Below are 21,256 nucleotides of genomic sequence, written 5' to 3'. Positions count from 1 at the left end.
TGGAACAAGGTCATGCACGGTCACTGCGATTCGCTTTCGTTGGCTGTGGTTGTTCGGCTGCGCACTGGTCGCACGAGGTCGGCGTCGGCTGTTCAGCTGCGGTTCTGGCGGTGTTCTGCCGCCCGGGTGACGATCCATTCGAACAGCGCCCGGTCCACGGGCTCTGAATCCGCCCGGTCCTCGGGGTGCCACTGCACCGCAAGGATCGTGTGTTCGTCGTCTTCGACGGCCTCGACACAGCCATCGGCTCCTCGCGAAGTCACCCGCAGTCCCCGACCGAGCTCGTCGATCGCCTGATGATGATAGCTCGACACCTGGACATCCTCACTGGTCTCCAAGGCCCGAGCTAAGAGCGAACCCGTTTCAACGCTGACCGGATGGACCTGGCCGACATGGTCGACGTCGCCGGCCGGCCAGTGCTGGAACAGGGTCCCCCCACGTTCCACATTCCACAGCTGCAGGCCGCGGCAGATGAAGAGAGCGGGGATGCCGAGGTTTTCAGCCGCGGAGATGGCCGCAGCGTCAGCGTCATCCTGAGACGGCAGGTCGGTGCCGGCATAGGACTCGTCAGGCTCTTGCCCATAGCGCTTCGGATCGATGTCCGACCCTCCGGGCAGGACGACGCCGTCGACACGAGAGTACAGGCCGCTGTCGATCACCGGGGGTACGATGACCGGTTCCCCGCCGGCGGCGGCGATCGACCTGAGCACAGCATCTGCGACGACGCTGCCCGAGTGCCGCAGCCCCTGCACCTGCCCGGACGACATGGCGGGGACGGCGATGAGCGGCCGCGATGAGGCGGTGCCCGAAGCAGTGGTCATGAGGGTCGTCCCGCGGACAGGGTTTCGGCGGGGAAGGGCAGATGCGGCATCCACCGCGCCCACACCTCGGCGAGCCGACCATCGGTGATGACCTGCGCCAAGGCAGTGTCTAGGAGATCGAGCATCGGAGCGTTGTCCTTCGCCACTCCCACTCCCCACGGGTTGCGGGTCTGAGCCGTGAAAGCGAGATCGAACTCGGGTTCATCACCGAGCGGAACGGTGACGACATCGTCGTCGACCATGGCGTCGACACTGCCATCACGGACCGCCTGGATCATGTCGGCGAAGACATCGTCTGTGGGGCCGAAGGACACAAGCTGTGCACCGGGGAACGTCTCTGCCAGGACCATGTTGGCACTGCCCTCGATAGCCGCAACCTTGTACCCGCCGAGGTGGTCCGGTGAGGTGGCCGGATCACCGGCACGGACGAGGACGGATTCGTTGAAGACCGCGTAGGGGCGGGTGAAGTCCACCTGCGCCCGCCGCGAGGGAATGATCCCCTGTCCACACCACACAGCGTCGGCGTCACCACGGAGCACCGCCGGAATCATGTCGTCCCAGGCCACGATGACCCACTCGAGCTCACGGCCGAGGACCTCGGCGACGAGCTGAGCAGCTTCGGGTTCGTACCCGGTTCGGGTGATGCCGCCGTCTTTCGACTTGTCGAACAGCGGCGCGGCCTCTGAGTCGATGCAGGCGAAGCGGATGCTCGTTTCGGTCATGGGATCGCCTGCCAGTACTGGTCGAACTCCCACTGGGTGAGCACACCGCAGTACTGTGCCCATTCGTTCTCCTTCATCTCCATGAAGGTATCGGCGAGTTCGGGTGGAAGTGCTGTCCGAACGAATTCGTCATTGCGGAAGGCTTCGACGGCTTCGCCGAGGGTTCGAGGCAGCTCGATGCCCTGGCTTCCGGCTTCCGGGGGTTCGACCTGATTGCCGATCCCGTCGGCCACGGCCGCAGTGAGCAGCGCATGGGACAGATACGGGTTGACGGATGCGTCGGGGACGCGCACCTCGGCGCGTCCGTTCGAGGAGATCCGGATCATCGAAGCGCGGTCGTCGAGTCCCCAGTCGGCACGAGCCGGGGCGAACTGGCCCGGATCCCAGAACCGCTTATAGGAGTTCACGGTCGAGGCGAAGATGAGCATCATCGCCGGAGAGTTCTTGATGATTCCGCCAACTGCCCAGCGTCCCAGCTGGGACAGGTGCAGCTCCTTGACGCCTTCGTCTTCGAAGGTGTTGACTCCGGATTCGTCCCACAGTGAGATGTTGTGATGGCAGCCGGCGCCCATCTCTCCGATGAAGGGCTTGGGCATGAAGGAGGCTTCGACTCCGAACTCGCGAGCGACCTGGGAGCAGATCTGACGGTAGGTGACCAGCCGGTCGGTGGTGTTCTCGATGTCGTCGAAGTTCCAGTTGAGCTCGATCTGCCCGCGGTCCTCATAATCGCCTTCGATCATGTCGAAACCGAGTGCATCGGCGTATTCATGGATGCGCTTGTAGATGGGACGCATTCCTTCGAGGTATTCCACCTGATAGGCAGGGTTGTAACCGGGAATGGTCTTCGGCGTGATGGACTCGCCGACCCACACCATCTCGGGCTCTGTGCCGGACTTCATCGTCAGTCCGAAGACGTCCTTGAGCAGCGAATGCGTCCGCTTCATGTGCGCACGAGAGTCATGGACGTTGGGTCGTCCGGCAATGCCGCCGAGGTGGTCTGGCTCGTAGGTCGAGCAGAAGATCCGTCCGACTTCCCCGTCCCAGGGCAGCGGGTTGAAGGAATCGGCCTCCGGCATCGCCACGAACTCCTTTGAGTTGATGTTGGCACCGATGGGGTTGCCGTGGACATCGTTCTGGAAGTCCATGAGGGCGTTGCGGGTGAAGTTCACGCCCTTCTCGAGGTTGCGCACGAAGTGCTTGGCCGGGACCACTTTGGCCACTGTGCGCGAGCGCAGGGTGGGCACCATGTAGTACATGTATTCCACGCCCGAGCGTTCGATCTTCTCTTTGAGCGCTTCAACGGTGTCGTTGTCGGTGTTCGCTTCCCGGTGACGCTCGAGGGCGCTGTTGTCTTCGAGTTCTGAGGCGATGCACGAGCGGAACACCTCGGCGAGGTTGGTTCCGTGGGAGGCGGTCCGGCGGCGAATCGCCTCGACAGCGGGATCGGCCTGCGCAGCCTGGGCGGTGAGCGGGTCAGTGATCGTCATTGTTCATTTTCCTCTGTTCGCGGTCCAGCAGCTCTGCCGAACGGTCGATCCGGGAATACCCGGAAGTGATGCGGTCAGTTGTGGGAGTGAATGGCCGGTCGTGGGTGTCAGCCGTCGGTCTCAGCTGCGAGAGTCGAAGGTCAACGGCAGTCCGATGGGGCCGGTGTTCCCGGAGTCGGGTAGCCAGGTGTCGCCGCCCGGGCAGTCGAGGTTCGTGATGCGGGAGGCGAGGATCGGCAGGGCCTGGCTCATGTCTGCCCGCGCAATGTAATGACCGAGGCAATGGTGGATGCCGCCGCCGAATGTGAAGTGCGGTTTGCGATCGTCGAGGGTGATGTCGACCTCGGGGTTCGGGAAGGCACGCTCGTCCGAGCCCGAGGTGTGGGTGAACAGGTGCACCGTGGTGCCGGCGGTGAATTCGATACCGCCATACTCGAAGTCCTCGATGACCTCTCGTGTCACCCAGCGAGTCGTGGGATTGACGCGCAGCACCTCTTCGAGAGCAGACTTCGCCAACTCCGGGCGCTGCGCGAGGATCTCCCACTGTTCCGGGTTCCGGATGAAGGTCTGAATTGCCAGGCCGAGCTGGTTGCGGGTCGTGTCCATGCCGCCGAAGAGCATGAGCACCAGCGCATTGCGCAGCTCCTCGGCATCGAGCTTATCCCCGGACTCGCTGAAATGAACAAGGCGGGAGACCACGTCCTGACCGGGATCTGCCCGTCGTTCCTCGATGAGACCTTCGACGAATTCGTAGAGTTCGCGGACCGCTTCGTCGACCTCGTCGATCTTCTCCTGGATCGACACCGACAGCGCATAGCCGACGGTGTTGGCGCGGGAGGCGATGAATGGCCAGTGCTTGTGGTCGAGGCCCATCATGGCGCACAGTGCGCGGGTGGCGAACGGTTCGGCGAAGTCGCGCACGAAATCGCATTCCCCTTTGTCCGCGAAGGAGTCGAGGAGTTCAGTGGCGATCTCTGCGAACTCGGGTTCGAGCTTGCGCGCCATCGACGGGGAGAATGCCGGATTGAGCAGCCGCCTGATCCGATGGTGTTCATCGGATTCGAGCACCAGGAGGTTCTTTCGCCACCATTCGTGGAACGCTCCGGAGTGGACTCCATGGTGGTCTGGCCAACGAGCGCTGCCCTGGGAGAGGCTCTGGTTCTTCAGCAGTGCTGCAACCTCGTCGTATCTGAGGACGGCGTATCCGTAGTTGGTCCGGGCGATCCAGGATCGCTCGCGGGCATCGCGAACCTCTTCGGATGCCATGGCGAAACCCGGCGCAGAGATGTCGAGATAGGGAAGTTCTGTCGTGTCGATGGTTGTGCTCATCAGCGTCACTCTCCAGCCAATCGTCTTTGATCAACGCTTACAGTGAATCAAACATTCACTTATGCATGAATCAAACCATATGTGACTCATGGCACGCAAGCCCCTTCCTGCCGGCAATTTATCGGTTCGATGAGCAAGAACGCAGGATTCCCCTCGCAGCACTTGCCGAAGTGTTCGCGATCCGCAATGATTGAGAAACAGATGTTATGGTCGTGAGGCTGCCAGTTCCTCGGCGATCATTGCGACCGGCGGGCCTCGGCTCGGAGTTCAACGGAGAATTCGTCGACAGATGGAGGTCGAACCATGAATGCTCGTACACCCAGACATATTGCGGTCATCGGCAGCGGTCCTGCCGGCTGCTTCACGGGGCAGGCCCTGCGCCGTCACTGGAAAGATGCAGAGATCACTATCTTCGATCGCCTCGCTGCCCCCTACGGACTCATCAGGTACGGTGTCGCGGCTGACCATCAGCATACGAAGGCTGTGACTCGACAGTTCGACCGCAACTTCTCCTCCGGCGACTTCAGATTCGCCGGCAATGTCGAAGTCGGCACCGACATCGACCTCGATTCCATCCGCGCAGAGTTCGACATCGTCGTCCTGGCCACGGGACGGTGGCGTGATCGGACATTGACGGTTCCGGGAGCCCACCTCGACGGAGTGCTCGTCTCCGGCGACATCGTCAACGCGCTCAATACCGTGCCTCGCCCCAACATCCCGATGCCCGCGATCGGCCAAAACGTCGTCGTCATCGGAGCGGGCAATGTCGCCCTCGACATGGTGCGCTTCCTCATCAAGACGGCCGCCGACTACATGGACAGCGATGTGAGCCCGGAAGCACTCGACTCCTATCTCAGCTCTCCGGCCACACACGTCACCGTCCTCAGCCGATCCCCCATCGCCTCGGCGAAGGCTGATGTGGCGATGATCCGAGAGCTGGGCAAGGTTCCCGGAGTCCGCATCACCGTTGCGAACTCGAGCCCTGCCACCGAGGACAACACCCTTGGACGCAAGCGCGAAGCCGCCTTTGCAGAGCTCGCCTCGCAAGAGGTCGTTGAGGCGCGCGCGCACGTCCACTTCGTCTTCGGTGCAACTCCTTCGCGGATCGGCGGTACCCAACACGTGGAGACCGTCCACCTGTCTGCGGCTCCGGCAGGAGAGGCGAGCGTGATCCCTGCTGACACCGTCATCTCTGCGATCGGCTTCGACGTCAACGCACAGGGGCACTGGCATTACGCCGAAGAATACGACTTCACCCCTTCGGACGACCTCGGTCGCATCGGCCCCGGACTCTACCGCTCGGGGTGGCTCAAACGCGGGCCGGTGGGCGCAATACCTGCAAACCGCTCCGATGCCCACCAGGTCGCCAAGGAGATCATCGCCGATTTCGAGTCGGCTGACTCTCCGTCGACGACAACCGGCGGCTACGAGGCTCTCCCCCGAGCACTGAGAAACCAAGCGGTGGACTTCGCCGACTGGAGGCGCATCGATGCCGCGGAGCTCGCGAACGCAGACGAGTCACGGATCCGGCGAAAGTTCCATGACCACGAGGACATGCTCGCCGCCGCACAGTCGCAGAATCCATGAATCGCAGCACCGAAGACGTGAATGACACAGCAGAATGCAAGTCCCGCACAACTGAGAACATCGAACGAAAGAGATGAAATGAATACCGTCGTCCTCTACGGAACAGAATCCGGCAACTCGGAGCTCATCGCTCAGGACCTCGCCGACAAGCTGAACGCGGACGGTCACTCCGCCGAGGTCATCGATCTCCAGGACTTCGAACCTGAGAGCCTCACTCCTGAGAACTTCTACCTCGTTGTCTGCTCCACTCACGGCGACGGCGAACTCCCCAATACCGCAATCGAGTTCCATGAGAAGTTCACTGCGTTCTCCGGCGACCTCACCGGCGTGAAGTACGCGATGTTCGGCCTCGGCGATTCGTTCTACGAAGAGACATACAGCCAAGGCAGTGAACATCTCGATCGCCGTTTCACCGAACTCGGCGCCACTCGCGTCGGTGAATACGGCAGGCATGATGCCTCGTCCTGGGACCTGCCCAGTGATGTCGCACTGGAGTGGCTGCCCACTGTCATCGGTGCCGCCGAGGCGGCCTGAACCTGAGGTTGTGCAGGTTAAGATTCCGGCAGAGGCTAGGATCTGAAGAAACGTGAAGTCAGGAGGGGTGGGGCCGTTGGCGAATTCGTTTGCGTTCGTACCGGCGTCCCAGGGACCCCATGGCCCTTTCGGCTACGGCGATGCCCTGGCCGATAGGATCGTCACTGCGATCTCGCTGGGATCCATCTCAGTGGGAGAACGCCTGCCGGCAGAGATCGAACTCGCCGCAGAGTTCAATGTCGCAGTAGCCACCCTGCGCAAGAGTTTGGCGGTTCTGCGGGAGAACGGCATCGTCGAGACCCACCGTGGCCGCAGCGGCGGCACCTTCATCGTCTCGGTGCCTTTCCCCACCGATGAACAGATCCGGAACTATCTTTCAAGCCTCTCCATCGTCCAGTACCGTGACTACGGCGATGAGCACACCGCAGTATCGACCGGCGTAGTCCGGTTGGCCTGCCAGCGAGCTCACACCCAGGCCGTGGCAGAGCTCGACCATGCCGCTGCCCGGATGAAGAATGCGAGCACCCCAGCCGAATGCTCGGCTGCCGACAGCAGATTCAATATGCAGCTGGCCATCGTGTCGCAGTCTCCACGGCTGCTGCGGGCAGAGATGCGCCTGCAGAGCGAGATCCTCGCCCTCAAATGGTCCCCGGCAGGAGCGGCAGCTCAGATCTCCGACGTCATCGCCGATCATCGTGAAGTCCTGGAAGCCGTCAGCGATCGCGATTCCGACCGGGCGGAACGAGCGGTCGAGGCGAACATCCGAAAGACCGTCTACAGTCTCATCGATGTGAAGCTCACTCTCGACTCGAACGGCGCCGATACCACGCCGGCACGGTGAAACAGCCACAGGAAGGGGCGGCATGGCCCACTCACAGGTAGAAGAAGTCGCACACGGATTGGCAGTCTGGGTCGAAGACCTCCTCGTCGATCTCGAGCGCCTGGAATCATCCCTCAGCCCGCGGCTCGTCTCGGACTTCGCCGGCGACCCACCTCATGAAGTGAGCTCGAAGACCCGCAGGGCCCTCGGCAGAGACGTCGCCGACTTCCTCGAAGAGCACCCTGGCCTCGACGGCGCCGGTCTCATCTTCCAGCTCTCGCAGCTCAAACCCGAGACCGCCAGAATCGAGTGGTGGGTGCGGGACGAGGAGAAGATCAATCGTCGCGATTTCATCCTCGACCCCGACTCCGACCGATTCTATGACTATGAGTACCTCGAGTGGTTCAAAGGCGCGTTCCATGCCGGCACCCGCACCGTGGCTGGACCGTACATCGACCATCTGGGCGTCGACGACTACCTGTTGACGATGGCAGTGCCCTGTTCCGTCGACGGCGTCAAGGTCGGGGTCGCCGGCATCGATATTCTCATGAATGACGTCGAGGCAGAGCTGCTGCGGATCCTCTCACCACTCTCGGGGTGTGCAGTGCTCAGTCGCCACAATCAGGTACTCGTCGGCAACTCAGCACAGCTGAGCACCGGAGTGCGCATCGCAGTGATGCCTCCGGGCTATTCCAGAATTCCGATCGCCGTCGACAACGTCGACCTCAGCCTCCTCTACCCGGATCCTCAACTCGGCTGAGTCAGCGTCACAGCAGGCAGCCTCCCACGCGACGACGAAGCCCCCATCTCATCGGCAGGTGCCGATGAGATGGGGGCTCGGCTCGTCTCTGACTCAGCTGCCTTGAGGCCGAGACTCGGCGCTGGGCACTGCCGACTGCACAGCGTCCCCGGCTGCGCCCCTGATCCCACTGCGACGCTCCGGATGAGCACCGAACAGATAGAGTGCCCCGACCAGGACCACACCCAGCGTCATGAGGGCGACGATCCAGGAGTCGTACCAGGGCACTCCGGCCACCGGCCAGGCGACGATGATCATCGCAAAGACCTGATAGACGAAGGCGGAGATCGAAATCAGCCAACCCCATCTGCCCATGGTGAACTCTCCGCTGGGCTTCCAGCCCTTCATACGAGCTCTCAGCGAGGCGAAGACCACCGACGAGAATGCCAGGTAGATGCCGAAGGAAGCGAAGGAGATGATCGCCAGCAGTGCATTCTCGCTCAGCAATGAGATGAGAATGACGACGGCGGGGATGGCGCCGGACACGATGAGCGCGTAAGGAGGCACAGCACGGGTCGGGCTGAATTTGCGCAGGAACTTCGAGAACGGAAGCTGATCGTCCCGTCCCATCGAGTACATCAGGCGCGAGGCCGCGGCCTGCAGCGAGATCGTGCACGACAGGAAAGAGATGAGGACGATCGCCATGACGAACTTGAATCCGATCGGCCCGAACGCCTCCATGAAGATCGTCGTGATCGGATCGGGGATCGTTCCGTTGATGATGTCCTCAAAGCTGCCGACTGCCAGAATCAGCCCCAGGGCGATGAACATCGAGGCGAGGCCGCCCACGTAGATCGTCATCCGCATGGCCTTGGGAATGACCCGACCAGGGTTGCGGACCTCCTCGGCGACGTCGCCGTTGGCTTCAAAGCCGTAGTAGAGATAGATTCCCATGATCGCCGCACCGACGAAGGCGACGACGAACGGCGTCTGGTCCTGCATGTCCCCCGGGCGGAAGTCCTGGAACAACACAGTGAGATCATGCTTGCGCACCGTGAGAAGGAGCCAGACGCCTATGGCGGCCGTTGCGAAGATCTCGACGACGAAACCGACGAACGCGACATTGGCGAGGAACTTCGTTCCGCACAGGTTGGCAAGGGTGGCGAGGAAGATGATCAGCAGCGCCAGAAGCACATTGGCGATGGGTGACATCTCGATGCCCAGCAGAGCTCCCAGGAACGGGCCCGCACCATAGGCGACTGAGGCGATGGTGACGTTGATGGCGATCATGTAGACCCAACCGCTCATCCACCCCCACTTCTTGCCCCATAGGTGTTTGTTCCACGGATAGATGCCACCGGCGATCGGGTACTGCGAGACCACTTCGCCGAAGACCGTGGCCACGAGCAGCTGACCGGCACCGGCGACGATGAGCATCCAGAAAGCCGGAGGTCCGGCCAGCGCCATAGAGGCCGCGAACGTGGCGTAGACGCCCACGACCGGAGAAAGATAGGTGAATCCGAGGGCGAGGTTGCCCCAGAATCCCATATCGCGTTTGAAGTCCCCGTCTGAGTGATGGCCGTCATTGGCCGTGCTGGGGACTGAAGTCGATTGAATATCCATGCTCCCGATTCCTTCGTTGGAGTCGAAGCTTGTCGGACCAGCATTCGTCCGCGCTGCGAGTCGCGGAACGCCGTCTCGACAAAATTCGCCGAACTAAACCTTTACTACTGAGTCTTTAAAGCATTCATGGCACCGAATAGATTTGGTATCGGATGACGCCATAGTCCCCAGAGCCCGCAACTGCCAGCTTTCCCCCTTGAAATACTAGGGCTCTGAGTTTCACTGTCGAGATAGGTCGACACCGACCCATCGTGATAACCAGTTGGAATACTATCAACTCTAGATGTTTAAGCCAATAGGCTCAGCCGAACTCCTCGTCGGCAGTTTCGCTGCACTTCAAGGCGAGTTGCCGACAGAGTTTCAGTAGTACACGGCCAGCCTGCCGCGCGGGCCGTCGATGACTTCGACAGGGGTGTCGAAGACGCGGGTGAGCACCTCGGCGGTCATGATCTCCGCAGGTGTCCCGAACTCGACGACCCTGCCGGTCTTCACGGCGCAGATGTGATCGGCATAGTGTCCGGCGAAGTTGATGTCGTGGAGGACGATGACGATGGTCCGCCCCATCTGCGTAGCGGCCCGACGCAGGTGCTGCATCATCTGCACGGAGTGCTTCATGTCCAGGTTGTTCAGGGGTTCGTCCAGCAGGACGTAGTCGGTGTCCTGAGCCAGCACCATGGCCACGTAGGCGCGCTGCCGCTGCCCGCCGGAGAGTTCGTCGATGAACCGGTCCTCGAGGTCGCTGAGTTCGAGGAAGTCGATGGCCTGGGAGATGATCTCCTCGTCGGCAGGCGTCAGGCGTCCCTTCGAATAGGGGAAACGGCCGAAGCCCACCAGCTGGCGGATCGTCAACCTGGTGATGAAGTGGTTCTCCTGGCGCAGGATGGACACGATCTTCGCCAGGTCCTTCGACTTCGTTGACGACACGTCATAACCGGCGACCTCGATCGCCCCCTCGTCGATGCCCAGCAGACGGCCGACCATCGTCAGCAGCGTTGACTTCCCGGCGCCGTTGGGTCCGACCAGCGCGGTGACTCCCCCTGCGGGGATCTGCAGGTCGACAGGACCGATCTCGACGTCGCTGCTGTAGGACTTACGGACATCGTGCAGTGTGATCACAGGCGTCCCTTTCTCATGATGACGAAGAGGAATGCGCCTCCGCCGATGACCTCGATGATGATGGAGACGACGCCCTCGGCGTAGAACAGGTTCTTCATGATGAAGTACGCCCCGCCCAGGACGACGAACCCGAGGAGGCCGGCCATCGGCAGCACGTATCTGTGGTCGTAGGTGTCGGAGAACTGGTAGGCGAGCATCGCGACGAGGAAGCCGAGGAAGATCATCGGTCCGATCATCGACACGGACACTGCCATGAGGATCGAGACGAAGAACAGGATCTTCATCATCTCGACCTTGTGGTTGAGTCCCAGGTTGCTGGTCGTGTCCCTGCCGAGTGCGAGGACGTTGAGCCGGGAGGAGCTCAGGTAGATCGCAGCGCAGGCGAGGAGACACAACGGGATGGAGACAGGGAGATAGCTGGAGTCCGAGTTCGAGATCGAACCGAAGAGCCGTGCCGCGAGCACGTCGAATTCACTCGGCGTCAGGGTCCGCTGCATGAACGTCGCGATCGAGCCGAGTCCGCCGCCGATGACGACGCCGATGAGCAGCATGATCGCGATATTGCCGTAGCGGCCTGAGAGCAGCCAGCCGTAGAGCGCGAGCGATAACCCCACCATGAGCAGCAGCTGCACGGTGAAAGGCACCAGCCCCTTGAGATCGACGATCGCTGTGACCCCGAAGAAGTACATGGCCCCGGTTTGGATGGCAACGTACAGCGATTCGAAGCCCATGATCGACGGCGTGATGATCCGGTTGTTCGTCACCGTCTGGAACGCCACGGTCGCGAACGCCTGGCACAGTGCGACGACCGCGATGACGACGAGGTTCTTCATCCGCAGCTGCGCAATGAGCCAGAATCCCTCATCGGTGATCGGCATCGGGTTGTCCCAGGCCAGGAGGCCAAGAGCGATGGCCGCCGAGGCGACGATGAGCCCGGCCATGAGCGACCAGTACCGCCACTTGGATGTGGGCATGGCCAAGGACCCGGAGGAGCGCCGAGGCGGTCCCGGGGTCCGCTGTATCCTCGCCGAGGTCGAGTGCTCTGTCGTCTCAGCAGACATGGCGCGCCTCATCCCCGCTTCCGCTGCCGCAGGAGGAGCCCGACGAACACCGCGGCGCCGACGACTCCGAGGATGACGGAGACCGGCAGTTCGAAGGGCATGATGATGACTCGGCCGATGAGGTCGCAGATCGTGACGATCGCAATGCCCGACAAGCAGACCCAGGGCAGATTGCTGCGCAGGTCATCGCCGCGGATCATCGAGACGATATTGGGCACGATGAGGCCGAGGAACGGCAGGCTGCCGACCACCACCGTGACGACCCCAGTGGCGATGGCCACGAGGATGGTGCCGATGAGAATGACCTGGTTGTAGTTGAGACCGACATTCGTCGCGACCTCTTTGCCCAGACCGGCGACGGTGAAGCGGTCAGCGGTGATGAAGACCGCGACGACGACGATGACAACGACCCACAGGATCTCGTACTGGCCGCGCAGGATCGAAGTGAAGCTGCCGGCGAACCAGATGCCCAGGCTCTGGAGCATGTCAGTCTGGACCGCGATGAAGGTCGAGATCGCGCCCACCACCGCGCCGAGCATGATGCCGATGATGGGCACGATGAGCGATGACTTGAGGGAGACCCGGCGCAGGAACATGAAGAAGACCAGCGTGCCGATGAACGCGGCGATGATGGCCCCGATCATCCGCGCCAGGATCGAAGCGTCCGGGTAGACGATGACGGTGAGCATCAGCCCCAGCCCGGCCCATTCCGTGGTGCCGGTGGTCGTCGGTTCGACGAATCGGTTCTGCGTCAGCAGCTGCATGACCAGGCCGCACATGGCCATCGCCGCACCCGAGAGAACGAGGGCGATGGTGCGCGGCACGCGGGTGATCTGGAACATCTCGGCTCCCCTATCCCTGCCGAAGATGTCGTAGACGCCGGTGACGAGGGAAAGTACGAGAAGGAGCAGGACGCCGAGGACGCCCACTGCCAACTTCCAGCTCAGCAGCTGCCCCTTTGCCCCGGCAAGGCTCTTCCTCGCCGAGGTGACCTCGGCGAGACTATCGCGTGTACTCGTCATTCTCTCGATCTCAATTGCTGCTGGGAGGCGCTACTTCTGCTCTTCGAGCTTGTCGGCGAATGAGTTGAAGAACTCGGTGTAGGTCTGGATGCCTTCGTTGAGATAGGTGTCCTGCGGGAAGTACACGATCTTGTCGTCCTTGACCGCGGGCACATCCTTGAGCGCCTCTGACTTCTCGAGCACCTCGGCGGCGGGAGCCGATCCCTCATCGCGCTCTTCGGGGGCGAAGGAGGCGTCTCGGTCCAAGACGATCATGAGCTCGGGTTCGGAGTCGGCGATCGCCTCGACGGAGATGTCGTCTCCCTGGTGGTCCTCGCTGCTCGAGTCCACTTCGAGGGCAGGATCCAGACCGAGGATGTCGAAGACCGGCCCGACGGTGCGCCCGACGGAAGGAGCCGAGTAGCCGATGTCACCCGCCGAGGTGATGAGGCCCATGGCCTTGTCATTGCTGTCATAGGCGGCCTTGGCTCGCTTCACCGAGGCATCGTAGTCATCGACGATCTTCTTCGCTTCGTCCTGTTTGCCGAAGACCTCTCCCAAGGTTGTCGTCTGGCGTTTGAGTTCGGAGCCGAAGTCTTCGCCATCGCGCGGATCGAGTTCGAGCACGGTGGCCTCGGGTGCCAGCTTCGCAAGGTCGTCATGGAACTGCGCGAACCGCTGGCCATTGATGATGAGGTCCGGCTTGGCCTCGACGACCTTCTCAAGGTCAGGCTCGCGGTGGGATCCGAGATCGAGGACGGAGTCGTCCTTCGTGTAGCTGAGGCCCTCGGGCATCAGAGAGACCGCGCCGGCACTGAGTTCGATGCCCCAGGTGTCAAGAGTCTCGAAAGTGCGGTTGTCTGTGGCCACCACAGAGGAAGGAGGGCTCGCCACGCTCTGCGCTCCGTTGTTGTCCTCGATGTCGATGGTGCTGCCGGAAGCGGCATCGGCACCGGTGTCATCGGCGGCAGCTTGACCGCAGCCGGTCAGAGCAAGTGCAACGACGCCGGCCAGAGCGGTGAAACGAAGGCGAGACGAACCCATGGTGATCTACTTCCTGCAAAAGTCATTGATGTCAGATGAACACGAACCGTGAATTAGCTTAGCCTAAGCTTCACGCAATACGTGAGCGTAATCTATCGTTATTCATCTCACATTGACAGCGGAAGTAGTCAGTCAGATCGAGGCGATGAGGCGTCGCACTTCGTCTTCGGACTCCGCAGCGGCAGTGGGACCACCCGATCCACCGCGGTACACAAAGGCACCGGACTCGGCGGCAATGACGCCGCCGCCTGCATAGTCATAGATTCCGAGTCCCCGTTCGGCATAGCCGTTGACCTTGCCCTCTGCGAGCATGCACAGGTCGATAGCCGCCGATCCGCAGCGCCGGATATCGTCGTAGCCGTCCATAAGGGTGAACAGCTTCGCCAGCTGCGGCCCGCGATTGTCGCCGGTGTAGGCGAAGCCGGTTGCCAGCAGCCTGCCGGAGAGCCCGAGGGGCGTGCCTCGCAGCCGTCGAGCAGGGAGACGCTCAGGCCCTCGACCCCCGGATAGCTGCCCCTCGACGCGATAGGCCCCGCGGCCCTTCGCGCCCACCCAGGTGGCATTCAACCCCGGCGATGCGACGAGGCCGATGAGCCACCGCTCCTCGCCCAGGCCCCGCCCGTGGACCTCGCCTGCCTCACAGACCCCGACCGAGAAGGCATAGTGCTCGATGTTGCGCACGTAGTTCACGGTTCCGTCGATGGGGTCGACATGCCACTCCAACGGCGGACCGTCGTCGCTCATGTCGAGGAGGTCACCGCCACCAGGGTCGAATCCGTTGAGTCTGGCCACGAACCGCGCATCGAAGAAGTCGATGGGATCCAGTGCCGGCGCACCTTCCTCACCGACCATGGTGTCCGAGGGTCGAACCTTCGCCAGGTATCCGCGGACGAGTGATTCGATCTGCGCGTCTGCGAGAGTCACGAGGTCGTTGGGCGAAGTCTTCGTGTCCACCACGGAAGCGTCGAGCCGCGCCCCGAGGGAGCTGCGCCAGGCCTCCATCTGCTCCCACGCAATCATGGATAGGTCCGAGGCGATGCGAATCAATGGCAGATCGTTGACAGCACTGGGCAGAAGGTCGGTCTCTGAGCTCATGGTTCAACTCTAGTCGGCCCCGGCGGGGCCTCTCCTGTAACAACACTGCAATACAGGCCCGAGTGTGTACTTCTTGTATCTAAGCGTGATTGTGGCCGAGCACCAGGGGATTCGTGACTGACGAATTCGACCAACCGGGCTTCACTGCGGGGAACAGAAATCGATACTCAGGAACCGGACTTCCCGATCACAAGAGCACTCAGCCGGAACGCCTCTTCCCTGCCCCCGGCCAGCCGTTCATTTAATGCCGCGTGCATGGTTTTCACATGATTTCCACAATAAAGAAATCTTGTTATCAAACAGTGATAAAACGAATGACTGAGGTCACGATTGAGCAAGCGAAGTGCCCCTCGGGTGCGATTCACGTCACTGTGATGCGCAGTCCCGACGAGCACCTCGATCCACCGTCAGTCAGCGAACGCTTCTACAGCGCCGCCTTGGCCCTATTTCGCGGGGGCTGGAATCGATCTCACAGACTCGTTGCGCTGAACCTGACCATGCCTGCGCACGATCTCCTGCACCGCCTGCGAGGAGGTGCCTGCCGCCTCGGCGATGGACCCGAAGGTGGCCCCTTCTTCACGAGCGCGAAGAATCGCCATCACATAATCGGTATTGATTTTGGCTCGTTGACGAGAAACCTTTCGAACTGCACCAACTAAGGCTGTCTGGTCAACTGTTAATTCACGGGCTCGACGCGACATGGTTTCTTCCCCTACTTATGGCTATGGCTCGATGCCAGCTAGATGTGTAGTTCCATTAAATACCACGTATATGAGAATAAGCCAATAATTCCCGAATCAAAGAAGCTCAGACGCTTTCTGGCTCATTTTATGTAACGGTTCGATAACGACCGCGGCGTTTCGCGCTCTTTGCATTCGGGTAATCGCGTCCGCAGTCGGCACCATCCCACCCGTTGTTGAGCGAGTACCTCACTGACAACTGAAGTGGCAGAATGCGAACATGACCACATTGGCTCACAGCTCCAGTGCACCACGGAAGTCTGCGGAGACAGAGATGTCTCTCGCCGATGTCCTCGCGACCGAGCTCCGCGCCGCAGGGGTCCGGGACTTCAGCGTCGACGACACCGATCGTGCTGCCTACACCACCGATGCCTCCCTGTTCCGCCTGGTTCCGCAGGCGATCGTGTTCCCGCATGATGAGGCCGATGTCTCGCACACACTCGCGATCGCGCGCCGGCTGGGAGTACCCATCACCAGCCGCGGCGCCGGAACCTCGATCGCCGGCAATGCGATCGGCACGGGCATCATCCTCGACTTCTCCCGCCATATGAACGAGGTCCTCGCCGTCGACCCCGAGGCGCAGTCCGCATGGGTCCAGGCCGGATGCATCCACGCTCACCTTCAGGCACAGGCGCGGCCGCACGGACTGCGCTTCGGCCCAGATCCCTCTACTCATACTCGCTGCACGATCGGCGGGATGATCGGCAACAACGCATGTGGGCCACGCGCTCTGGGCTACGGGCGCACCGGCGACAACATCCTCGCGCTGATCGTCATGCTCGTCGACGGCACAGTCGTCACCCTCGACGACACCGACTCCTCAGAGATGTTCCCGCGTCTGAATGAACTCGTCGGCAGGGAACTGGGCACCATCCGGACGAATCTGGGCACCTTCTCTCGGCAGGTCTCCGGGTATGGGCTGGAATCCCTGCTGCCGGAGAACGACTTCGACCTGCGCCGGGCCTTCGCCGGGACCGAGGGCACATGGGGCATCGTCCTCGCCGCAAAGATGCGCCTGGTCAAAGACCCCACCCACACCTCGGCGGTGGTGCTCGGGTACGAGGATATGGTGGCGGCCGCACATGATGCTCCCCTGCTCAAGGGGTTCCCAGTAGCGGCCTGCGAGGGCCTTGACTCGCGCATGCTCGATCGGGTCATCGAGACCAAAGGCGCCGATGCTGTCCCTCACCTGCCCGAGGGCGGCGGCTGGCTTGTCGTCGAGCTCACCGGCGAGGACGAAGCCGAACTGGTCGATGAGACGAAGCGCCTGATCAGAGAGTCGGGTGCTCTGGATTCTGCGGTGCTCGGCGCCCAGGCCGCAGCCGAGGTGTGGGGAATTCGCGCCGATGGGGCCGGTCTGGTCTCCCGCACACCCGATGGACGTGACGCCCACGCCGGGTGGGAGGATTCCGCGGTTCCGGTGGAGCACCTCGGCGACTATCTGCGTGATCTCATGGATCTGCTCAATGAGCATGGACTGTGGGGAATTCCCTACGGGCACTTCGGTGATGGTTGTCTGCACATGCGCGTCGACTTCCCGCTTGAGGATCCCGACGGACCCGAGGTGATGCGGACGTTCATGGTCGCAGCGACGAAGCTCGTGGCGCGTTATGGCGGGTCCGTCTCCGGTGAGCATGGCGACGGCCGCGCCAGGTCCGAGCTGCTGCGTCTCATCTATCCCCCAGCTGTGTTGGACCTGTTCAAGGAGGTCAAGGAGCTCTTCGACCCCCAGTACCTGCTCAACCCGGGTGTCATCGTCGACCCGGATGCCCTCAGCGAGTCCCTGCGGCTGACCCAGCTGCCGCTGCGGGAGGAGCTGCCCGGAACCTTGGCCATGGCCTACGAGGGAGAGTCGGCGGGCTTCGCCTCCGCCGTCCATCGCTGCACCGGCGTCGGCAAATGCCGCGCCGACTCCGCCGACAGCGGTGGCGTCATGTGCCCGTCCTACCAGGCCACCCGCGATGAACGGCACTCCACGCGCGGTCGCGCCCGAGTCCTGCAGGAGATGGTCTCCGGGGATCTCCTCGACTCATCGTGGCAGTCCCCCGAAGTCGCCGATGCACTCGACCTCTGCCTGTCCTGCAAGGCATGCGGCACCGAATGCCCGACCGGCACTGACATGGCCACCTACAAGGCCGAGGTCCTCCACCAGTCCTACAAGGGCAGGTTGCGCCCGATGAAGCACTATTCGCTCGGTTTCCTGCCGCAGCTGGCACGCGTCATCACACCCCTGGCCCCCGTGGTCAACCGCGTCTCGGGCCTGCCGGGGCTCACGACCGTGGCCAAGAAGTTGGCCGGGATCGACGTTCGCAGATCCATCCCGCAGTTCACGTCGACGACGTTTCGGAGATGGTGGACGAAGACGGACAGCACCGCCGAGGTGGGGCGCCGAACGAAGACCCGCGAGGTGATTCTGTTCGCCGATTCGTGGTCGAATCATTTCGCACCGCGCATCCTCGCCGCCGCCGTTGCCGTGCTCGAACACGCTGGCGTCACGGTGCGCGTCATCGACCAGACCGTGTGCTGTGGTCTGCCCCTGATATCGACCGGTCAGCTCGACGCGGCGAAGGCGAATCTGGGAGCGACGATCAGTGCGCTCGATGCCGCCGGGGATGTGCCCATCGTCGGGGTTGAACCCTCATGTCTGGCGACCCTCAAGGACGATTCGCAGAAGCTCTTGGCCGATGAGGCCTCGGCACGAGTCGCCTCACGTGTGCAGACCTTCGCGCAGTACCTGCTCAGCGTGGGCACCGAACTGCCGAAGTTGGACAGCGTCGAAGCGCTCGTGCAGCCGCACTGCCATCAGTCGGCGATCTTCGGCACTGCCGCGGACAAGGAGCTGCTGGCCAGAACTGGCGCCGCAAGCCGATTCCTGGGCGGCTGCTGCGGTCTGGCCGGAAACTTCGGCGTCGAGGAAGGACATTACGAGACCTCGGTCGCCGTGGCCGAGGTGGCTCTGCTGCCGGCCCTGCGCGAGCAGGAAGCACTGCGCAATCGGGCGCCGAACGCGGTCGGAGCTGGAGGAGCGGCGGGGGCACAAGGACAAGCCGGCGACGGTGAGCGAACACGGGTCGTCTTAGCCGATGGATATTCCTGCCGCACACAGATCGCCGACCTCAGCGATGCACAGGGTGTGTCGCTGCCGGAGCTGCTCGCCTGGGGCTGGGGACTCGAACCCACCCGCTAGTACAACTGGGTGACGGGTTCAGACACGCGGAGCCTGAGGTCAGGCTGCCAACTCCCGGGCTCGGGCCGTGGCGAGCTCAGGCCTTGGCGGTGAGGACTGGGACCTCTGCTTCGAGCAGGATCCGCTGGGCCTGCGAGCCGAGTATGAACTTACCGATCGCCGAGCGTTTGCGCAGGCCGATGACGATGAGCTGGGCGTCGTGTTCTTCCACGAGGTCGTTCAGCGTTCCCGGCAGATCGTCTTCGTGATCGGGCTGGAGAACCTCGACCGCGACGTCTGAGTCCTTGCCCAGTGCGACGATGCGGTCGATGACGTCTTGGTCGATCTCGGTCGGTGTGCCACTGGCTCCGCGTCGTTGGGAGTTGATCACGACAGCATTGCTCGACCGAAGTTTGGCTTCTGCGAAACCCGCACGCAGAGCCGCCTCACCCTCAGGAGCAGGAAGATAGCCAATGAGAATCGTCATATCGAGAAGTATATTAGCTCAGCCCTGATTCGTTCATTCCCGTATCACCGCGAGGACACCCCACGGTCATCGCAACCGGACCCCCTGGGGCTCGGCGTGTGCATCGCAGCTCAGACGATGCCGCTTGCACCGGTCCTGCTCACCTGGGCCGCCCGCTCGCCGAGATCGCGCAGCGCACCCAAGAGTTCCGGTGGCTCGACGACTCGGAAATCCACGGGAGTCGCTGCGGTGATCACGGCCGCCCAAGCAAGGTCCTGGACACCGTACTCGACACGGGCGCCGTCGGCGGTCTTCGTGATCGTCGCTGTCCTCGTCGGGAACCACGATTTGGTCTCGGCCACGGTTGCGTCGACATCGATGATCACAGTGTGGCGGTACGCGTCGGTGGTGACGGCGGAACTCACGGCTGCCTCGGCGTCGGGATGGTCCCTGGGTGCGAAGGCGAAGGTCGTTTCGTGGACCTGACTCATCCGATCGAGTCGGAAGACCCGCCAGTCATTGCGGGCGAGATCCCAGGCGTAGAGATACCAATGCGCGCCGAGGACGACCATCCGCACCGGCTCCACCCGGCGCTCCATCGACTTCGCGCCCGAGCTCTCTGCGCTCATCCGTTTCGCGTGGGCGAAGGTCAGGACGCTCCGGGACGCGATCGCCGAGGCGGTCGTCATGACCGCTGCCATGTCGACTCCCGGTTCGTGACCAGCAACAACAGAGACTGCCATGCTGATGTCCCCGATCGTCTCGCGCATTCCGGCAGGAAGCATCCCGCGCAGCTTCGCGGTGGCCGAATCGGCGTTCGAGGTGCCTAAGCCGGCTCCGTTGAGCAGCGCCAGGCCGAGTGCTGTGGCCAGCGCCTCGCCGGTCTCGAGCTGCAGCGGGGGCAGAACAGTGCGCGAATGAGCACGGTATCCGCCGGCCGCGCCCGGGACGGATTCGATGACATAGCCGAGCTGGCGCAGATTCGCGATGTCGCGGCGAATGGAGCGAGGCGTGACACGAAAGTGCGCGGCCAGCTCGGTCGCGGAGTAGGTCCGTCCCGAGGCGATCATCCCCAGCATGGACAACAGACGAGAATCGGCGGTCATAGCGGACAGTATATGTCCGCAAAGGCTTGGACACTGGTGTCACAGACCCGGACAACCGGTTCTGCACCAGACGATCAGGAGAGATCATGCCGTTCTTCGCCCCATCCGTCACGACCGAGGCCGATGCCCAGTTCTCGTTCCTCGAACAGCAGTGCTCGCAGCTCAAGATCACCGCTCTCGGCCTCACCGACGATCAGGCTCGCAGCGCGCCGACGGTGAGCGCACTGAGCATCTCCGGCCTCTTGACTCACGCCGCCCAGGTGCTGTTCTCCTGGATCCAGCAGGTCCGCGATCCTTCGCTTGAGGTCACAGCGGACGATTATGCCGACTACAACCGACGCTTGGGCCTCGACGGAATGTTCGATGGCTCCGCTCTTCCCGATCTCGACATTGCCGATGTGGTCGCCGCTTTCGAGACGGCCATGACCGAGATCGACGTGGCCCGCAGGGCGGTCGAGGAGAACGGGACCGATCTGTCCACGGTCGTCCCGATGCCTCACAATCCGTGGATGCCCAAGGACTTCGTCATGAACGTCCGGTGGATCCTGGGCCACCTCAACACCGAGATCGCCCGCCATGTCGGTCATGCCGACATCATCCGCGAGTCCATCGATGGCGCGATCGCCTATCAGCTCAATGCCCAGGCCGAAGGTCAGCCCTGGCCGCCGGCGGAATGGAGCTGAGCTGCGGCGCAGCCGAATCCCCTGCGGGAGCAGCCGAATCAGCCTGGCGCCTGCAGCACGCAAAAACTACCCGATTCTGCATCAGCACGGTGAGTGCGACGTGCTGATGCAGAATC

Annotated in this window: 19 protein-coding genes; 6 read left to right on the top strand and 13 right to left on the bottom strand. The window is 62.5% G+C overall.

Annotated features, from left to right (window positions below; genetic code table 11):
- Window positions 1-92 precede the first annotated feature (92 nt).
- The 4 genes from FO013_RS13570 to FO013_RS13555 form a co-directional block, all read right to left on the bottom strand.
- Window positions 93-821 carry a gamma-glutamyl-gamma-aminobutyrate hydrolase family protein gene (locus FO013_RS13570; protein ID WP_143923100.1) on the bottom strand — a complete coding sequence of 243 codons (729 nt, stop codon included), beginning with the start codon at window positions 819-821 and terminating at the stop codon, window positions 93-95.
- Entirely contained in the window at window positions 818-1,543 is a 726-nt protein-coding gene (locus FO013_RS13565) for an ABC transporter substrate-binding protein (RefSeq protein ID WP_143923099.1), read from the bottom strand. Before FO013_RS13565 ends, FO013_RS13570 begins: the two co-directional genes overlap by 4 nt.
- Window positions 1,540-3,030 (bottom strand): glutamine synthetase family protein, encoded by a 1,491-nt coding sequence (locus FO013_RS13560; RefSeq protein ID WP_143923098.1) that lies wholly within the window; start codon window positions 3,028-3,030, stop codon window positions 1,540-1,542. Before FO013_RS13560 ends, FO013_RS13565 begins: the two co-directional genes overlap by 4 nt.
- 120 nt (window positions 3,031-3,150) lie before the next feature.
- The gene (locus FO013_RS13555; RefSeq protein ID WP_143923097.1) at window positions 3,151-4,359 is read right to left on the bottom strand and encodes a cytochrome P450; all 1,209 of its coding nucleotides are present in this window, start codon (window positions 4,357-4,359) and stop codon (window positions 3,151-3,153) included.
- A 303-nt stretch (window positions 4,360-4,662) separates the two neighbouring features.
- Between FO013_RS13555 and FO013_RS13550 the strand changes: the two genes are divergently transcribed.
- The 4 genes from FO013_RS13550 (at window position 4,663) to FO013_RS13535 (ending at window position 8,060) form a co-directional block, all read left to right on the top strand.
- Window positions 4,663-5,946: an FAD-dependent oxidoreductase gene (locus FO013_RS13550; RefSeq protein ID WP_143923096.1), complete on the top strand. Its 1,284-nt coding sequence runs from the start codon at window positions 4,663-4,665 to the stop codon at window positions 5,944-5,946.
- 78 nt (window positions 5,947-6,024) lie between these two features.
- Window positions 6,025-6,480, top strand: a complete 456-nt coding sequence (locus FO013_RS13545; RefSeq protein WP_143923095.1) for a flavodoxin domain-containing protein — start codon at window positions 6,025-6,027, stop codon at window positions 6,478-6,480.
- A 76-nt stretch (window positions 6,481-6,556) separates the two neighbouring features.
- On the top strand, window positions 6,557-7,321 hold the full coding sequence (locus FO013_RS13540) for a FadR/GntR family transcriptional regulator (RefSeq protein WP_186293109.1): 765 nt from the start codon (window positions 6,557-6,559) through the stop codon (window positions 7,319-7,321).
- Window positions 7,322-7,343: 22 nt separating this feature from the next.
- Window positions 7,344-8,060 (top strand): cache domain-containing protein, encoded by a 717-nt coding sequence (locus tag FO013_RS13535; RefSeq protein WP_143923093.1) that lies wholly within the window; start codon window positions 7,344-7,346, stop codon window positions 8,058-8,060.
- 93 nt (window positions 8,061-8,153) lie between these two features.
- Here FO013_RS13535 and FO013_RS13530 read toward each other — a convergent pair whose 3' ends face one another.
- From FO013_RS13530 to FO013_RS22395, 7 genes are all read right to left on the bottom strand, one after another.
- Window positions 8,154-9,662 carry an APC family permease gene (locus tag FO013_RS13530; protein WP_143923092.1) on the bottom strand — a complete coding sequence of 503 codons (1,509 nt, stop codon included), beginning with the start codon at window positions 9,660-9,662 and terminating at the stop codon, window positions 8,154-8,156.
- 360 nt (window positions 9,663-10,022) lie between these two features.
- The gene (locus FO013_RS13525) at window positions 10,023-10,778 is read right to left on the bottom strand and encodes an iron ABC transporter ATP-binding protein (protein WP_143923091.1); all 756 of its coding nucleotides are present in this window, start codon (window positions 10,776-10,778) and stop codon (window positions 10,023-10,025) included.
- The gene (locus tag FO013_RS13520) at window positions 10,775-11,839 is read right to left on the bottom strand and encodes an iron chelate uptake ABC transporter family permease subunit (protein ID WP_143923090.1); all 1,065 of its coding nucleotides are present in this window, start codon (window positions 11,837-11,839) and stop codon (window positions 10,775-10,777) included. The genes FO013_RS13525 and FO013_RS13520 overlap by 4 nt, the downstream gene beginning before the upstream one ends.
- Window positions 11,840-11,847: 8 nt before the next feature.
- Window positions 11,848-12,861: an ABC transporter permease gene (locus FO013_RS13515; protein WP_143923089.1), complete on the bottom strand. Its 1,014-nt coding sequence runs from the start codon at window positions 12,859-12,861 to the stop codon at window positions 11,848-11,850.
- 30 nt (window positions 12,862-12,891) lie between these two features.
- Entirely contained in the window at window positions 12,892-13,884 is a 993-nt protein-coding gene (locus tag FO013_RS13510; RefSeq protein ID WP_143923088.1) for a siderophore ABC transporter substrate-binding protein, read from the bottom strand.
- A gap of 132 nt (window positions 13,885-14,016) precedes the next feature.
- Window positions 14,017-14,979, bottom strand: a complete 963-nt coding sequence (locus FO013_RS13505; RefSeq protein WP_143923087.1) for an inositol monophosphatase family protein — start codon at window positions 14,977-14,979, stop codon at window positions 14,017-14,019.
- Between the two features lie 443 nt (window positions 14,980-15,422).
- Complete coding sequence (locus tag FO013_RS22395) at window positions 15,423-15,578, bottom strand: hypothetical protein (RefSeq protein ID WP_186293108.1); 156 nt, start codon at window positions 15,576-15,578, stop codon at window positions 15,423-15,425.
- 415 nt (window positions 15,579-15,993) lie between these two features.
- Here FO013_RS22395 and FO013_RS13500 point away from each other — a divergent pair, with 415 nt between their 5' ends.
- Window positions 15,994-18,906, top strand: a complete 2,913-nt coding sequence (locus FO013_RS13500; protein WP_143923177.1) for an FAD-binding and (Fe-S)-binding domain-containing protein — start codon at window positions 15,994-15,996, stop codon at window positions 18,904-18,906.
- A 76-nt stretch (window positions 18,907-18,982) separates the two neighbouring features.
- Here the strand turns inward: FO013_RS13500 and FO013_RS13495 are convergent, their stop codons facing one another.
- Window positions 18,983-19,372, bottom strand: a complete 390-nt coding sequence (locus FO013_RS13495; RefSeq protein ID WP_143923086.1) for a universal stress protein — start codon at window positions 19,370-19,372, stop codon at window positions 18,983-18,985.
- 110 nt (window positions 19,373-19,482) lie between these two features.
- The gene (locus tag FO013_RS13490; RefSeq protein WP_143923085.1) at window positions 19,483-20,457 is read right to left on the bottom strand and encodes a helix-turn-helix transcriptional regulator; all 975 of its coding nucleotides are present in this window, start codon (window positions 20,455-20,457) and stop codon (window positions 19,483-19,485) included.
- Between the two features lie 86 nt (window positions 20,458-20,543).
- Between FO013_RS13490 and FO013_RS13485 the strand changes: the two genes are divergently transcribed.
- Window positions 20,544-21,140 carry a mycothiol transferase gene (locus FO013_RS13485; protein ID WP_143923084.1) on the top strand — a complete coding sequence of 199 codons (597 nt, stop codon included), beginning with the start codon at window positions 20,544-20,546 and terminating at the stop codon, window positions 21,138-21,140.
- The last annotated feature ends 116 nt before the right edge of the window (window positions 21,141-21,256 follow it).

The sequence above is a fragment of the Brevibacterium aurantiacum genome, from assembly GCF_007558825.1.
Classification (GTDB): Bacteria; Actinomycetota; Actinomycetes; order Actinomycetales; family Brevibacteriaceae; genus Brevibacterium; species Brevibacterium aurantiacum_A.
Note: the sequence above shows the minus strand (reverse complement) of the source record. Positions and strands in the feature narration are given on the sequence as shown.

Coding starts and splice junctions, on each gene's coding strand:
- FO013_RS13485 (WP_143923084.1), top strand. CDS start 20,544: ATGCCGTTCTTCGCCCCATCCGTCACGACCGAGGCCGATGCCCAGTTC.
- FO013_RS13510 (WP_143923088.1), bottom strand. CDS start 13,884: ATGGGTTCGTCTCGCCTTCGTTTCACCGCTCTGGCCGGCGTCGTTGCA.
- FO013_RS13520 (WP_143923090.1), bottom strand. CDS start 11,839: ATGTCTGCTGAGACGACAGAGCACTCGACCTCGGCGAGGATACAGCGG.
- FO013_RS13565 (WP_143923099.1), bottom strand. CDS start 1,543: ATGACCGAAACGAGCATCCGCTTCGCCTGCATCGACTCAGAGGCCGCG.
- FO013_RS13560 (WP_143923098.1), bottom strand. CDS start 3,030: ATGACGATCACTGACCCGCTCACCGCCCAGGCTGCGCAGGCCGATCCC.
- FO013_RS13530 (WP_143923092.1), bottom strand. CDS start 9,662: ATGGATATTCAATCGACTTCAGTCCCCAGCACGGCCAATGACGGCCAT.
- FO013_RS13545 (WP_143923095.1), top strand. CDS start 6,025: ATGAATACCGTCGTCCTCTACGGAACAGAATCCGGCAACTCGGAGCTC.
- FO013_RS13515 (WP_143923089.1), bottom strand. CDS start 12,861: ATGACGAGTACACGCGATAGTCTCGCCGAGGTCACCTCGGCGAGGAAG.
- FO013_RS13505 (WP_143923087.1), bottom strand. CDS start 14,979: ATGAGCTCAGAGACCGACCTTCTGCCCAGTGCTGTCAACGATCTGCCA.
- FO013_RS13500 (WP_143923177.1), top strand. CDS start 15,994: ATGTCTCTCGCCGATGTCCTCGCGACCGAGCTCCGCGCCGCAGGGGTC.
- FO013_RS13535 (WP_143923093.1), top strand. CDS start 7,344: ATGGCCCACTCACAGGTAGAAGAAGTCGCACACGGATTGGCAGTCTGG.
- FO013_RS13550 (WP_143923096.1), top strand. CDS start 4,663: ATGAATGCTCGTACACCCAGACATATTGCGGTCATCGGCAGCGGTCCT.
- FO013_RS13495 (WP_143923086.1), bottom strand. CDS start 19,372: ATGACGATTCTCATTGGCTATCTTCCTGCTCCTGAGGGTGAGGCGGCT.
- FO013_RS22395 (WP_186293108.1), bottom strand. CDS start 15,578: ATGGCGATTCTTCGCGCTCGTGAAGAAGGGGCCACCTTCGGGTCCATC.
- FO013_RS13555 (WP_143923097.1), bottom strand. CDS start 4,359: ATGAGCACAACCATCGACACGACAGAACTTCCCTATCTCGACATCTCT.
- FO013_RS13570 (WP_143923100.1), bottom strand. CDS start 821: ATGACCACTGCTTCGGGCACCGCCTCATCGCGGCCGCTCATCGCCGTC.
- FO013_RS13490 (WP_143923085.1), bottom strand. CDS start 20,457: ATGACCGCCGATTCTCGTCTGTTGTCCATGCTGGGGATGATCGCCTCG.